The organism is Ilumatobacter sp., from assembly GCF_041688325.1.
GTDB lineage: Bacteria > Actinomycetota > Acidimicrobiia > Acidimicrobiales > Ilumatobacteraceae > Ilumatobacter_A.
In genome coordinates, this window is record NZ_JBDNIJ010000168.1 from 21,756 (window position 1) to 36,554 (window position 14,799).

Here is a 14,799-nt window from a genome sequence, read left to right on the forward strand (position 1 = left end):
TGCTCATCAAAACTGTCAATCGACCGACTCTTAGCGGAAGTCGCGGCTCTGTGTCTTGCCTGCCATCGGCAACGGATCGAGCCGTTCGGCCACGATGTTGATCACACCTTCGGCCCGCTCGAGCCGGCCGCGGATCACCATTGCGGGGGCCTCGCGAGCCACCTTGCGGAACCGATGCCAACATCCTTTCGACACCACCACGTTGATCAACCCGGTCTCGTCTTCGAGGTTGAGGAAGGTCACCCCCTGCGCGGTTTGCGGTCGCTGGCGATGCGTCACCACTCCGGCAACATGAACCACTGAGCCGGGTTCTGCATTCCACAACTGCACCGACGTCAGCACACCAATCGCATCCAGTTCCTTGCGAACAAACTGTGTGGGGTGCCCATCAGGCGACACGCCGGTGGCCCACAGATCTGCAACAGCTTCTTCCACCGGAGTCATCCCTGGCAACCGAGGCGCAACATCACCGGTGATGATGCCTTCCAGTCGACCAGGTCGCGACTGGACCGTGGCGCCGACCGTCCATATCGCTTCGCGGCGATTGAGCGCAAAACACTCGGTGAACACCCCGGCGGTGGCCAGCGCTTCAAGCTGCGAAAGTTGCAGGTCAGGAACACGGCGCACGAGGTCTTCGGTGTCGGTAAACAAGCCGCCCGCTGCGCGCACCGTTTCGATCTGTTTGGCCAGTTTGCTGCCGATGCCGCGCACCGAACCGAGGCCAAGCCTGACTGCCACACCGCCCGCCGACGTCACCTCCGACGTCACCTCCGACGTCACCTCCGACGCCACCTCCGACGCCACCTCCGACGCTCTCGCTGATGCCCCTGCTGGCTCACCGTCGACATTCGGCGGGCAGGGTTCCAAGGTGGCGCCCGCCAGCGACGCATTGAGGTCGGGGGTGTGGACCACCACACCGTGTCGACGGGCATCGCGAACCAGTGTGTGTGGCGACCAGAACCCCATTGGCTGGGCGTTCAGGAGTGCCGCACAGAACGCTGCTGGCTCGTGGTACTTGATCCACGACGAGGCGTAGACGAGATACGCAAAGCTGACCGAGTGTGACTCGGGAAACCCGTAGTTCGCGAATGCCTTCATCTTGAGATACAGCTCGTCGGCGATGTCGCCGACGATGCCGTTGGTTTCCATCCCGGCGTAGAGCCGCTGCTTGAGCTGCTCCATCCGTCGAGCCGATCGTTTCGACCCCATGGCCTGTCGCAGCTCGTCGGACTCGGCCGGGGTGAAGCCGGCGACGTCGATCGCCATCTGCATCAACTGTTCTTGGAAGAGCGGAATCCCAAGGGTCTTGCCTAATGAGTTCTCCAGCAACGGGTGGAGATAGGTCACCTGTTCCTGGCCGTTGCGGCGCCGGATGTACGGGTGTACCGAACCGCCCTGGATCGGGCCTGGCCGGATGAGCGCGACCTCGACCACCAGGTCATAGAACCGGCGCGGTTTGAGGCGTGGCAAGGTCGCCATCTGGGCGCGCGACTCGATCTGGAACACCCCGACGGTGTCGGCGCGGCACAACATCGCGTAGACGTCGTCGTCCTGCGGGATGGTCGCGATGTCAATCTCGTAACCCCGGTGTTCACGCACCAGGTCGACGGCGTAGTGGAGCGCCGAGAGCATGCCGAGGCCAAGCAGATCGAACTTCACGAGGCCCGTTGCCGCACAGTCGTCTTTGTCCCACTGCAGCACCGACCGCTTGTCCATCCGGCCCCACTCGACCGGGCACACCTCGATCACCGGCCGGTCCGCAATCACCATGCCACCCGAGTGGATGCCGAGGTGGCGCGGCGCGTCTTCGACTTCGAGCGCCAACTCGAGCACTGCCTTCGGAATCAAACAATCCCTTGTTGCTGCGGCCGGCGACGCGTCCGGAGACGCCGCCGTGCCGGACCGGAAGTTCGCCGTACTGCGCTGTTCTTGGTCCTGCTGCTCCATCGTCACGGCAACTCCACCCCAGCCGTCGACCTGTTTCGACCAGGCGTCTTGCTGGCCGGGTTCGTAGCCGAGCGCTGTGGCCATGTCGCGCACCGCCGAACGCGCCCGGTAGGTGATCACGTTGGCGACCTGTGCAGTGTGATGTCGTCCGTAGCGTTCATAGACGTACTGGATGACTTCCTCGCGACGGTCGGACTCGATGTCGATGTCGATGTCGGGTGGGCCGTCCCGCTCGGGTGACAGGAACCGCTCGAACAGCAGGCCGAGCGACACGGCATCGGCAGCTGTGACCCCGATGGCGTAGCAGACCGCCGAGTTCGCTGCACTCCCTCGTCCCTGACAGTAAATGTCGGAGCGGCGGCAGAATTCGACGAGATCCCACACCACGAGGAAATAGCCAGCGAAGTCGAGCTGGTCGATCAGCGCCAACTCACGGTCGATGGTCTGCCAGGCCCTGGACCGCAATGACAAGTCTTCGGCTGTTCCCCCGTTCGCCACGGAGGCTGTTCCCCCGTTCGCCACGGAGGCGGCGTTCGGTCGAGCCCCGTAACGCTTCGTGCCGCCGGCTTCAGCAACCTGGCGCAAATACTGCATCTCGGTGAGCGGCTGATCAGCATCACCAGCACCGGCACCGGCACCGGCACCGGCACCGGCACCGGCGGGGCAGGGAAACGGTGGCAGCTTCGGTGCCACGAGTGCGAGGTCGAACGCCGCTGCCCGGCCAACAACGGCGGCCCGCTCGACCGCGCCCGGATACCGCGCGAAGCGAGCCTGCTGCTCGGCGCCGGATCGCAGATGGGCTCCCGCCGAACCCGGCAGCCACGCGTCGACATCGGCCAGGCTGCGCCGTGACCTGACCGCGGCCAGTGCGGTGGCCAGCTTGCGTTGCGCGGGTGTTGCATAGTGAACGTTGTTGGTCGCCACGCAACCGACCCCCGCCTGCTGGGCGAGTTCGTACAGCGCATCGTTGCGGGCCGAGTCGAGCGGATCGCCGTGATCCCACAGTTCGACCAGCACACGATCCTGTCCAAACCCCTCGATCAGGTGGTCGAGTTCTCGTCGCGCCGCCTCGGGCTGACCGCTGGACAGGGCTGCGGGCACCCCGCCCTTGCGGCAGCCGGTAAGGACCCAGACATGGCCCGCCAGCATCTCAGCCAAGTCGGCGAAAGCGAACTGTGGTGCACCCTTTTCGCCAGCCAGATGTCCGATGCTCAACGCCCGCGAGAGCTTGCCGTATCCCTCGACCCCATCGGCCAGCACCAGAAGGTGGGTTCCTGGGGGGTCGGGCGCATGCGAATCAGGGACACGACCAGTGACCACCTGGCGGTCGGTGTCCGGTTCGCTGCGCGCCACTCCTAAGCCAGGAAGCAGGCCGTCGGTCAGGGTGATCTCGGCGCCGAACACGGTGAGCAGGCCGACAGCCTTGGCCGCCTCGGCAAATCGCACCACCCCGTAGAACCCGTTGTGGTCCGTGATTGCCAGCGCTGTGAGCCCGAGTCGAGCTGCTTCGATGGCGAGTTCTTCGGGATGAGAGGCGCCGTCGAGAAACGAGAAATTCGAATGACAGTGCAGCTCTGCGTACGGGACGACATCGGCATCTGACGCAGGGCCCTGCAGCCCGTCAGGTGTTTCGAACGGCTGCCGTTTGCGGCTCCATGCCGGGCTGTCGCCACCGGCATTCCACGATGGGCTTCGCGGCGCGCGGCCATCTCGGTTGGTCTGCTTCGTACTCTGTTGCTGCGGCCCTGATGATGGCGACTGACCCGACAGGGTTGCTTCGAGTTCGCTCCATGACCAGGACGGGTTGTTGAACCCCATCCCTCCAATTATCGAACACTTGTTCTACACTTGCAAGTTGAATCAGAATGCAAATCTGGCTTGGAGATGCCGCAAGATCCCTTCGAGGCCAGGATCGGCGCGTTCGACTGCTGCGTCCCACTCAAACCAGTCGATCTCTTGGCTCTCACCCGCCGGCGGAGCAGGGTCGCCAGCGCCACCGTCGATCAGGTACCGCACATCGAGATGTGTGTGCCCTCGACCACCGGCATGCACATCGACGTGCACGAGGGGCGGCACATCGTCGGCGTCGAGCGAGTCGAAAAAGGCGACGTCGAGCCCAGTTTCTTCGCGAGTCTCACGCAGTGCAGCGGCCCACGGCGTCTCCCCCGGATCGATGTGTCCACCTGGCTGCAGCCAGAAGCCAAGCCGCTTGTGCTTCAGCAAGATCACGCCGCGCGGGCCGACCACCAGCGCTGAACCGGTGACGTGAATCGGATCGGATTCCTGCGACAGCGGGTCGCTGAGCTGGTCGAATGCCTCGACGAACCGTTCAACCGACACCTGTTCACGTTCGTTGACCGCGACACGCGCTGCCACGTCGGACCGCAATCGAGCAAGCACATCGAGCGACATGCATCTCATTGTTGGCCGTCGGGCGGACCGATCCAAATCACATCGCTGTATTTTTGTTGTCAATTTTTTCTTCAGTTGTCGACGATTCCAACCGATACCTCGGTGAAGGTCATAACGAACGGGCCAACCGCTCGACATGGCTCCATAGCCGACCGCATTCCAATCCGGTCGGCGGATGACTCCTGGCGGAAGAAATAATTATGGACCAAGAAATCAATCTCGCACCTCGCATTCTCATTGCGGTATCTGATCCTGACCTGCGTCGGGTCGCCGTTGCTGGCCTGCGTTCCTCGGGCTTCTGTGTCAGCGCACCGACCGACGCCGAAGCAGCCATGCTGCTTGCTCAGTCGTTCTCCCCCGATGTGCTGATCGTCGACTCGCGCCTCGTGACGCCAGAGGGCCGACCGCTGTTCGAAAAACTCCGTAACTCAACCGAGCAGTACCTGTTGTGTATCGCCGGTGAAGGCGAGCACCGTGTGCGCTCCGCCGTGCTGCAGTCCGGTGCTGACGACGCCATTTCCACCCCTCTGCATGTCGATGAACTCGCTGCCCGTTGCTACGCGATGCTCCGCCGCCCGCGTCAGCTGCAGCAGCGTGTCGAGAGCGTCAGCGCCGCATCGCTTGTCTTCGGCCCGCTCACCATCGACCTTGGCCGCCGCGAAGTCCGTGTTGATGACGAAGAAGCTCAGACCACTCGCATCGAATTCTCGCTGCTCGAGCAGCTCTGCCGTCGCCCCACCGAAGTGTGCACACGTGAAGAACTGCTTGATGCCGTCTGGGGACCGCGCTGGGTTGGTGACAGCCACGTCGTGGATGTGCACCTGTCTAACCTGCGTCGCAAGCTCGACCAGGCAGCCCCCGGCACCAAGGTGATTCACACCGTCCGCGGGGTCGGCTTCCGCCTCGCCAACGACATCACCGACGCTATCGAAATCCCCCTCGCCGTCGGCGTCAGCATCGGCATCGGCATCGGCTGATCTCTCGCTGAGCATCAGACCTCAGTCGTAGAGGGCACTGATCCACCAGCGTTGATGTTCGGCAATCACGAGGTAACTGCACTGATCGTCGGTGACCATCTGGAAGCGGGCCAATCGACGATGCCGTTCGGGCTCCCACCAGCGCTCGTCGATCGGCCACGGCCCCGCCCATGCAGCGACCTGTCGCAACCGCCCGCGCCGCCACCCTGACGCTTCGTCGCCGGTGAGCAACCTGAACTGAGCAGGGCCAGCTGACACCACTCCGCGCCCACTGACCTTGACTGGTTGCCCTGCTGCATCGAAGACTTCAACCGGATGCGGCTCGGCAAACACCGTGGCCGGCGATGGTGACGGAAGTGAGCCTGGCCAGGGACCTAATGGTCCACTTCCCGTCCCGGCAGCTGACGTCGCCCGCTGCCGTTGATCAAGATCGACCATCGACGCCGACACCCAGCGATAGCGATCAGCTGGCAGCCGCCCGCCATGCCACACCGGCACCGTGACTGCTTCGTCAGAGGTGAGCATGGTCAGTCGGGCGATACTCCGCGCTGCCTGCCGGTCGGCTTCGGACTGGCCGCCCCACAACCCGAGCTGGCTCCCGACGTCAGCGCGTACCTCGTCGGGTGTGAGCCTGATGAGCGCAATGCCACCGGTGATCTCCTGATCACTCCCCCGCGGCAGATTGATCCACGCATCGAGTTGCCACCGAACACGCTCGACCATCGCTGCAGCGTTCAGCCCTGCCGAGCGAAACCACGAACGTTCAGATCGCTCACTGTGCTCGGTCTCGAGCTGCACGACCAGCCGAGTGCACACGCGACCTTCAGCCGACAGGGCCTGCGCCAACTCGTCAGCCAACTGCTTGGCGACAAAGACCACTGCAGCTGCCTGAGCAACCGGGTCCTCGAGCACGTGGTCAAGCCGACGCTCCGGCGATGGATCGGTGGTGCTCGGCAAGCGATGATCGGTACCTGATGCCAACCGATGGGCGTGCACACCGGGGTGGCCGAAACGCCCGAGCACATCGCTGACCGTGAGCGCAGCAAGGTCACCAAGCCGACGCAGACCGAGCCGAATGAACAGGTCAATCATCTCGGGGTCGGACTCCCCCAACGTCTGCAGCCAACCGATCGGCAATGGCGCACAGAAGGCTGCCGACCCGCCCGCTTCGACCAGGACCGGAGAGCGCCGCCGTACCGACAGCCGCGCTGCCACGCTCGATGCAAACCGGCCATCAGCTACGCCAACGCCAACAGACGCACCCACTCCCTCGATACCCACCGCAATAGCACCCACCGCAGCAGCACCCACCGCAGTACCAATGGCTTCGAGCAGCACATTCGACAGTGCCTCATCGCCGCCGAAGTATCGCGACGGGCCACGTGCTGCCAGGCTGACCCAGCCCGCTTCGACCACATCGAGCCGCGGCGCGAACTCGGCAACAGCGCGCACCACTGGCTCGAACTCGCGGGCATCGCGAGCAACGTCGTGATCAGCAAGAACGATGTCAGGGCATCGCTGCTGGGCCTGCCGACGGCGCTGCCCGATGACCACGCCCTCGGCGGCAGCCGCAGCAGTGCGCGCCACCACCCGGTTGGCGTGCATTACTGCAGCCAACTGTTCGGGACGAAACCCGGCAGCGACCACCGGCCAGTCAGGTAGCCACACCGTGACCATGCGCAGTGGCGGACCGTCCATGATCAGCTCACCGCAGAGAGCAGTGGCGGGCAATTGTCGACAGCAGCTTCTGCGTCGCGTTTGCTCGGCGTGGCCTCAGCGCCAGACGGCAACGCCAGCGAGATACATCGGCGGCCCGGCACCCGGCGTCCAGATGCCGACATGTCGACCGTACGCTGCTGCAGGTGCCCCCATCCGGCACCCACACCCGACCAGATCTGCTCGGTGGTGTCGATCACGCCGTCGCACACCAACGGCCCTGGGTCACCGAGCACCAGCATGACGACTCCACGCTGCTGCAAACGGGTGGCGACCTTGCGCATCGTGCTGGCCGTGACCTCAGCAGGCACCCGCGTCAGCATCACTTCGAATCCATCGGCAGCAGCAGCGACTACGTCAGCCCACCGAGCTGCGCGTGCAGCGACATTGGCTGCAGTGGGCTTGTCGCCCAGGGAGGTGTCGATCGCGACAATGCGTTCGAGCGGCACCCCGAGCTCGCTGGCCGCATCAAGCCCGAGCGTGGGTACATCGATCACTGCCAGCCACGACCCTGCTGCCACCGCAGCAGCAACCAGGTTGAGTGACGCCGACGTCGCAGCCATGCCACGACACGACAGGACACGGCCGCGCACCAAGCCGCCTTCGGAGAAGAGTTCGGTGACGTGCTCGGCGACCGGCAACACACGTTCACGAGCCATCGACACTGGCGCAACTCGCTCAGCGAGTGCCGTCAACACCGATGACGATGACGATGACGATGACGATGACGATGACGATGACGATGACGATGCTTCGACGTCGTGACCTTGCTCGGCGGCAACGTCGTCGTTAATGTCTCGTACTGCAATGTCCATTCCGGCATGATATCGAACATGTGTTCGATATCAGCATGACCGGAGATCTCGAACTCTGGTCAGCGTGGTCAGGCTGATTATTTCTGCAGGGTCGCCAGATGTTCTTCAATGAGCAGACTCATCTGTTGGCCACTCGTCGCTGCACCGTCGGCACCCAGTGATCGAGCGTGATCGTCGTCGCGAATCACTCGGCCCCCAGCAACGACCAGCAACTTCGGCGCAACTGCACGCACTGCAGCGCATGACTCGGCGAGCTGCGCAAGACAGTCCTCTGTCGAGACGGAGATCCCGACCGCAACGACATCAGGAGTGTCGGTAACAAACAGCCCCAATGACTTGGCGGGGAGGTCGGCGCCCAGATTAGAGACTTCCCAGCCCTCAAGCCGCAACAGATCGCTGAGCATCGCCAACGGCAACGTGTGGTTCTCGCCCACCGGAGCGGCAGTGATCACGGTCCCGCGGGCTCGTCCACGACGTGCGAACCGATGCCCGATCCGACCGATGATCCGCATCACTATCGCACTCGCACGGTGTTCGATGGCGATGTCGATGTCGACGTCGACGTCGATGTCGAGTTCACCTGTGCTCCACCGTTCACCGATGCTCACCATGGCTGGCGTGAGTATCTCGAGGTACACCTGGTCCAATTCCTTGCCAGCCGCCATCGCGGCCTCGATGACGCCCCAGGCCCCACGGGCATCACCAGCAACCAAGCGCGACTCGAGTCGCTCACTCCACGGAGCGCGCTCCCCTGCTGCAACCGGCGATCGCACGGAACCAGCCCGGAACGCCGCCACTGCATCGGGTGAGACCTTCCACGTGCCACCGATCTTGTCGGCGTCCATGAGGCCCAGCCGGACATACCGGTATGCAGTCATGTAGTGCACGCCGAGTTCATCAGCAGCTTCTTGGAGCGTCAAAAAGCGACGCTCAAGCAATACCTCGCTCATACGGCAGATTAACACCCGAGCGCACGGGCTGCGCACAAACTGCGCCCGTTACAAAACGAAAGCTCGACGATTAACGGGAGTTCCATTTGGTGCGGGCAGCTCGCCCACGCTCGAGCAAGTGCGGCGGAACCTTCTGAGCTTCTGCCGACAGTGCAACGCCACCCGAGTCACCACCCGAGTCACCACCTGGGCTGCTACCTGAACTGCCAGCAGCTGCTGGCTCATCAGGTTGCAACTCTTCGAGCGATGGCGGCTTGACGCCCGGCTTCCAGTACGTGTGCAGGTCACGAACGAGATCCGCAAGGCCTGCCGAGTCGTACCCTTTTTCGAGGTCGACCGTGATGATGTTGGCGTACACGTGCACACTTGCGACCTGGCCGGTGCCAAACAGGCGCCGCGCCAGTTCGTCAGATGGCGTATTGCCGTGCGCATCGAGGATCGAACGGAACCGCTCGTGCCCCTGCCCGGACAACGTGCGATTGATCTCGAAGCGCACCACACCTGGGGTGGAACTCGGCTTCTCAGTGACGGCGACCAGCTGACCCATACGGCTCACAAGCTACACGGGCAAACCTGCGGTGCGTGTTTCCGCCCCTCACCCTGCCCCACACCCTGCCGATCAGACGAGCGCGTCGGCGAGCACCTGCGGGAACTCGCCAGGTGTGATCGCCATCACCGTGGCACCGAGCGCTGTGAGCGCTGCAGCGTTGGTGTAGTCGTGGGCGGGTGCGCCCTCGTCGCTGAGCGCCAACAGCGCGATGACGCGCACGCCTGAGGTGACAAGTTCGGACACCCGCCGATACATCATCTCGGTGTTGCCACCTTCGTAGAGATCCGAAATGAGGAACAGCACGCTGTCCCGCGGTCGCTCGATGAGCTGCTGGCAGTAGCTCAGCGCATTGGCGATGTCGGTGCCCCCGCCGAGTTGCACCCCGAAGAGCACCTCGACCGGGTCGTGCAGGAACGACGTGAGGTCGGTGACCGAGGTGTCGAATGCAACGAACTGCGTTCGCAGCGCGGGAAGCTGCGCGAGCACACCACCGAACAGCGAGGCATAGACAACGCTGTCGGCCATCGAACCTGACTGGTCGACGGCGATGACGACATCTTTGGCGAGGCTCCGCTGCCGCCGCCCGTGGCCAACGAGCCGTTCGGGAATGATCGTCCGATGTTCCGGCAACCAGTGTTTGAGGTTCGCTGCAATCGTGTGGTTCCAGTCGATGTCGACAGGCCGCGGACGCGAGGTCCGAGCGCTTCGGGCCAGCGCCCCACGAACCGCCTGACGGGTCTGGTCGACGAGACGGGCTTCGATGTCGGCAAGCACCTGGGCAATAATCTGGCGGGCCGTGGCCCGCGTCTCATCGGGAAGCATCTTGTTCAACTCGACGAGCAGCGTCACCATGTGGATGTCGGGTTCGACCGACTGCAACAGCTCCGGTTCGAGCAGGAGCTGTTTGAGGTCGAGCCGTTCGACCGCATCGCGCTGCATGATCTGGACGAGTGGCGTCGGAAAATACGTGCGGATGTCACCGAGCCAGCGCACGACACCCGGCCTCGATCGCCCGAGCCCGCCGGCACGCTTTCCACCACCGCGCCGCCCGCGCTCCCCGGTGACGTTTGCGTCGTCTCGGTCATAGAGCGCGCCGAGCGCAGCGTCGATCCGGCGATCGTCGCCAACCAACGCATGGTTCGTACCCGGATCGTCGCCGGCGCCGCCCGAGCCATCAGCGCTGTCGGCACCATCTGCGCTGTCGGCACCCTCTGCGCTGTCGGCACCCGCGGCGGCGCTCTGGCGCGACTGTTCGGTGGGCTGCTCTTGAACATCGTCAGCAGCACCACCGAGCACCAATCGCCAGCGCCGACGGCGTTCAGAGTCAGAGACCCGAGCGAGTGTCTCGGTCATAGCGCTGCTCCTCGATCAGGTACTACTCCTTGATCAAGCACCACTCCTCGATCAAGCATCTTGACCGACTGCTCGCTGAGTTCGTCGACCGGTTGACCGGGGCCGACACCGAGCATGCGTCGCACGGTGGCCAAGACGTCGCCAGCGCGCCCGACGTCGACGTCGGTCCCAAAGCCTGTTGTTCGCTGAGGCGCCTGATCGAGAAGCAGTGCCATGATCTGTCTGCGCTCGGCTGCTTCAAATGCCCCGAAGGTCCGACGTAGGAGGACAAAGACCGAGTCGAACGCGGCAGGTGTCAGCGACGACAGCCAACGATCGACCACACCGAGTAGGTCGGCGTCATGCACCAGGACCGTGCCAGAGCCAGCGAGGAACCCTTCGATGAAGGCAGCGCCGGTTGCCGGTGGCGTTCCACCCGACAGCGCCTGTCCCAGCCGCTGCTCGACATCGCGAGCGGTCCAGGCCCCGCCGTCGTGCAGCAGCCTGGTCGCTCGTCCTTGCACCAGGCCGTGGCCCGAGCGGGCTCCGGCCAGCTGTGCGAGCACTTCGGGGAGGGCTCGATCTCGCGCCCGGTGTGAGAGGACCGCAAGCGCCGCCTGCACGCCCGTCAGCCGTTCGACCATCACCGCTGCACCGTCGTCATCAAGCTGGCGACACGCCACACCGACCCCGGCGAGGATCCGCACGATGATCCCGTCAAACACCGAACGCATCGACGACGCATCGGTCTGGCGGACATCTCCGTACCGCAGCGCGTTGGCCAGCGGGACCGCAGCGTCCATCAATTGGCCGACGTCAGGATCGGTTGCTGCACGCGCGGCGAACAGCACAACACACGGCTCAACGGCGTCAGGCAGGTCGCCGAACAGCGCCGATTCGAGGACTCCAACTAGATCGGCCAGGCCCCTCGCCGCACGGCCGCGTTCAATCAAACGGTTGGTCGCGGCCGACGCGACGGTCGTGCCGTAGCCCGACTGTTCGACCAGACGCACCGACAACTCGGGCTCCCAGGCAAGCCGCCACGTCTCACGGAAGGTGCCGGATGAGCCTCGCCCCTCCTCGGGCACGCCCCACGGCACACCAATGGCCAGCAGCCGATGCAGCAGGTGCGACTTGCGCAGACCGATCGGCGTGCGGAGATCGACTTCGACGGTGCGCGCCGCAGCTTCGGGTTTGAGCCGAGCAGCCTTCTGTGCCTTCGCGAGATCGCGGGCGAGCGGCACTTGCGGGGCTGATTCGGGCACCGACCCGAGCGCATCACCCACAACGAGTTCGTTGCGCACCAGGTCAAGGCCACCCATTACTGCATCAGCAGCGTCGAGTACTTCGGCCAGCCCCGGGCGCGGCCGGTTGCGCATCGCCGCGAGCGTGTTGGCGAGTCGAGTGCCGCCGATCAGGTGGTCGGGTGATGCCGCATGGCCCCGCGAGCGCAACACGTGTGCCGCGTCGACGAAGAATCGGGCGACTCCGTCGGGGCCCGGATGGCGAAACATGTGGTCGTACCAGCCGGGGCTGCCCACCCCTGCGCCGTAGCCTGACGACTGTGTGAGCCTGCGATGAGTCCAGGGCACCCATGCCGCTGCGACCTTGGCCTTTGGCATCGCGCGCAGCGTTGCCGTATCGGTCTTGACCGGATGCGCATCGAGATCGAGCGCCGGTACGTGCCAGGCACCGCAGATCACCGCGATTATTTGGTGGCCGTCCTTTTTTGCCACGCGGATCGCTCGCCGCATGTGCGCTTCTCGACGCTCTTCGCCCTTCGACGGAACCGTGCCGTGGCGCGCAGCGGCCATTGCTTCGGCAACCGCTGCGAAGGCTGGGGGACCATCACCGCGATGCTCGATGACGTCTTCCCACCACCGTTCCGGATCGTCGTCGCCGGCCGCTGCAGCGAGCGCACGGAGCGGGTCCGGCGGCGCCTGGTCGACAACCGCGCCACCACCATCACCATCATCGCCACCACCATCACCATCACCACCACCACCATCATCATCACCACCACCACCACCACCACCACCACCACCATCACCATCACCATCACCATCACCATCACCAAGCGTCAGGGCATCGTCGTGAGTTGCACCGGCAAAGGTGTTCGCGAGTGGCAGGTCGATGGCGCGAACTTCGATGCCTCGCTCGTTCGCCCATGCGATGCCTTGCCACTCGGGGCTGAACGATGCAAACGGTGCAAAGATCGCCCGCGCCGGTTCAGCAACGACGTAGCCCAGCAACGCAACCGGTGGAACGAGTTCGCGATGGCCGATCCACGACAGCGTCGGCTGGACATCGGCCGGAGCCTCGACGAGGACGATCGACGGTTGAATCTCAGCGAGCGCGGCCAGCACCGACCGAGCCGACCCCGGCCCATGGTGGCGGATGCCCAGCAAGTGAACGGCAGGCAAGTCAACGGCAGGCGGACCGCTGTCAGGCGCAGCGGATTCGTTCACTTGCCCACCGGTCACGAGTCGAGTGCGCGGCACGCCTCGTAGAAGTCGCCCCAGTCGGCACGATTCGCCACCACACCTTCGAGGTACTCACGCCACACGACAGCATCGTTGACCGGGTCGCTGACGACGGCGCCGACAATTCCACCAGCAATGTCGGTGGCGCGCAGTTCGCCGTCACCGAAGTGCGCAGCCAGGGCAAGGCCGTTGGTGACCACCGAAATCGCCTCGGCCGTCGACAGCGTGCCGGTCGGAACCTTGAGGCTCGTCCGCTGGTCAGCGGTCATCCCCGAACGCAGCTCACGGAACACGGTGACAACGCGCCTGATCTCGTCATGGGCAGCAGGAACCTCGGGAAGCGCCAGAGCGACACCCAGCTCGGCAACGCGTCGACTGACAATCAAGATCTCCTCTTCGGCCGTTGCTGGAAGCGGGAGCACGACAGTGTTGAAACGGCGGCGCAAGGCGCTCGACATGTCATTCACGCCACGGTCACGGTTGTTCGCCGTGGCGATCAGGTTGAAGCCTCGGATCGCTGCGATCTCGCTGTCGAGTTCCGGTACCGGGAGCACCTTCTCTGACAGGACCGTGACCAGCGCGTCCTGCACTTCAGGCGGCATACGGGTGAGTTCCTCGACGCGTACGATCGCGCCACGTTGCATACCTCGGTAGACCGGACCCGGGACGAGCGCCTCGCTTGATGGCCCCTCAGCAAGCAGACGCGCATAGTTCCAGCCATACCGCAGCGTTTCCTCGGTGGTCCCGGCGGTGCCCTGAATGAGCAGTGTTGAATCGCCGCTGATCGCAGCAGCGAGATGCTCACTCACCCAGGTTTTGGCCGTTCCGGGCACGCCCAGCAACAGCAACGCCCGATCGGTAGCGAGCGTCGCCACCGCGATCTCGATGAGCCGCTGCTGGCCGACATACTTCGGTGAGATAACCGTGCCGTCGGCAAGCTCACCACCCAGGAGGTACCGGACAACAGCCCACGGCGACATCTTCCAACCAGGTGGCCGAGGACGATCATCAATCGCACTCAATGCCACCAGTTCGTGGGCGAACTGCTGCTCAGCGTGAGGCCGCAGGATTTCGGAGTCGGTCATCAACGCCGACGTTAGTGATCTGTTGTCACAATGAGCACAGCGATGACCGATCACGCAGATCTGCTGCGACAATAGAGGAATGGCTGCCATCAGCGCTCGGGGTGCGAAGAAACTTCAAGACGAACTCGAAAACTACGCGCTCTCCATGCCTGAGGCATGGTTCGACACCCCCTGGGACGACGAGCGCGTCACGAAAGTTCGCAAGAAGATCTTCGCGATCTACGGCAACCAAGACCGTCCGAGCATCGGCGTCAGGCTCCAGGAGTCCCACGACGAGGCCACGGCACTCGACGGCGCTGCCGCCATGCAATACGACACCGGCTGGACCGATATCCCCATCATCGGGCTCGACGACAGCATGAGCGCGCGGTTGCACGATCTGATCGAAGAAAGCTTCCGGATCATCGCGCCGCAGGCCCTGATCGATCAGCTCGACGAAGAACTCACCGACTGAACACTCTGGCTGAACACTCTGGCTGAACACTCTGGCTGAACACTCTGGCTGAACACTCTGGCTGAACACTCTGGCTGA

The 14,799-nt window shown here is 64.1% G+C and carries 11 protein-coding genes; 2 read left to right on the forward strand and 9 right to left on the reverse strand.

Annotation, left to right across the window (positions count from 1 at the left end):
• Positions 1 to 30: 30 nt before the first annotated feature.
• Entirely contained in the window at positions 31 to 3,765 is a 3,735-nt protein-coding gene (locus ACH2EI_RS10690; RefSeq protein ID WP_395159984.1) for an error-prone DNA polymerase, read from the reverse strand.
• Positions 3,766 to 3,807: 42 nt separating this feature from the next.
• Entirely contained in the window at positions 3,808 to 4,359 is a 552-nt protein-coding gene (locus ACH2EI_RS10695; protein ID WP_395152268.1) for an NUDIX hydrolase, read from the reverse strand.
• 200 nt (positions 4,360 to 4,559) lie between these two features.
• On the opposite strand from ACH2EI_RS10695, the gene ACH2EI_RS10700 reads away from it, so the two are divergent.
• Entirely contained in the window at positions 4,560 to 5,336 is a 777-nt protein-coding gene (locus ACH2EI_RS10700) for a response regulator transcription factor (protein WP_395152266.1), read from the forward strand.
• A gap of 21 nt (positions 5,337 to 5,357) precedes the next feature.
• Here ACH2EI_RS10700 and ACH2EI_RS10705 read toward each other — a convergent pair whose 3' ends face one another.
• From ACH2EI_RS10705 to ACH2EI_RS10735, 7 genes are all read right to left on the reverse strand, one after another.
• Complete coding sequence (locus ACH2EI_RS10705; protein ID WP_395152264.1) at positions 5,358 to 7,034, reverse strand: DNA polymerase Y family protein; 1,677 nt, start codon at positions 7,032 to 7,034, stop codon at positions 5,358 to 5,360.
• 2 nt (positions 7,035 to 7,036) lie between these two features.
• Positions 7,037 to 7,867, reverse strand: coding sequence for a hypothetical protein (locus tag ACH2EI_RS10710; RefSeq protein ID WP_395152262.1), 831 nt, complete (start codon positions 7,865 to 7,867; stop codon positions 7,037 to 7,039).
• Positions 7,868 to 7,944: 77 nt separating this feature from the next.
• The gene (locus ACH2EI_RS10715; protein WP_395159986.1) at positions 7,945 to 8,817 is read right to left on the reverse strand and encodes a cobalamin-dependent protein; all 873 of its coding nucleotides are present in this window, start codon (positions 8,815 to 8,817) and stop codon (positions 7,945 to 7,947) included.
• 70 nt (positions 8,818 to 8,887) lie between these two features.
• Positions 8,888 to 9,364 (reverse strand): hypothetical protein, encoded by a 477-nt coding sequence (locus ACH2EI_RS10720; RefSeq protein ID WP_395152946.1) that lies wholly within the window; start codon positions 9,362 to 9,364, stop codon positions 8,888 to 8,890.
• A gap of 72 nt (positions 9,365 to 9,436) precedes the next feature.
• The gene (locus ACH2EI_RS10725) at positions 9,437 to 10,720 is read right to left on the reverse strand and encodes a VWA domain-containing protein (RefSeq protein ID WP_395152947.1); all 1,284 of its coding nucleotides are present in this window, start codon (positions 10,718 to 10,720) and stop codon (positions 9,437 to 9,439) included.
• Positions 10,717 to 13,167, reverse strand: a complete 2,451-nt coding sequence (locus ACH2EI_RS10730; RefSeq protein ID WP_395152948.1) for a DUF5682 family protein — start codon at positions 13,165 to 13,167, stop codon at positions 10,717 to 10,719. Before ACH2EI_RS10730 ends, ACH2EI_RS10725 begins: the two co-directional genes overlap by 4 nt.
• Positions 13,168 to 13,178: 11 nt before the next feature.
• Positions 13,179 to 14,267, reverse strand: coding sequence for an AAA family ATPase (locus ACH2EI_RS10735; RefSeq protein ID WP_395152949.1), 1,089 nt, complete (start codon positions 14,265 to 14,267; stop codon positions 13,179 to 13,181).
• A gap of 79 nt (positions 14,268 to 14,346) precedes the next feature.
• On the opposite strand from ACH2EI_RS10735, the gene ACH2EI_RS10740 reads away from it, so the two are divergent.
• Positions 14,347 to 14,721, forward strand: coding sequence for an MmcQ/YjbR family DNA-binding protein (locus tag ACH2EI_RS10740; protein WP_395152950.1), 375 nt, complete (start codon positions 14,347 to 14,349; stop codon positions 14,719 to 14,721).
• Positions 14,722 to 14,799 lie beyond the last annotated feature (78 nt).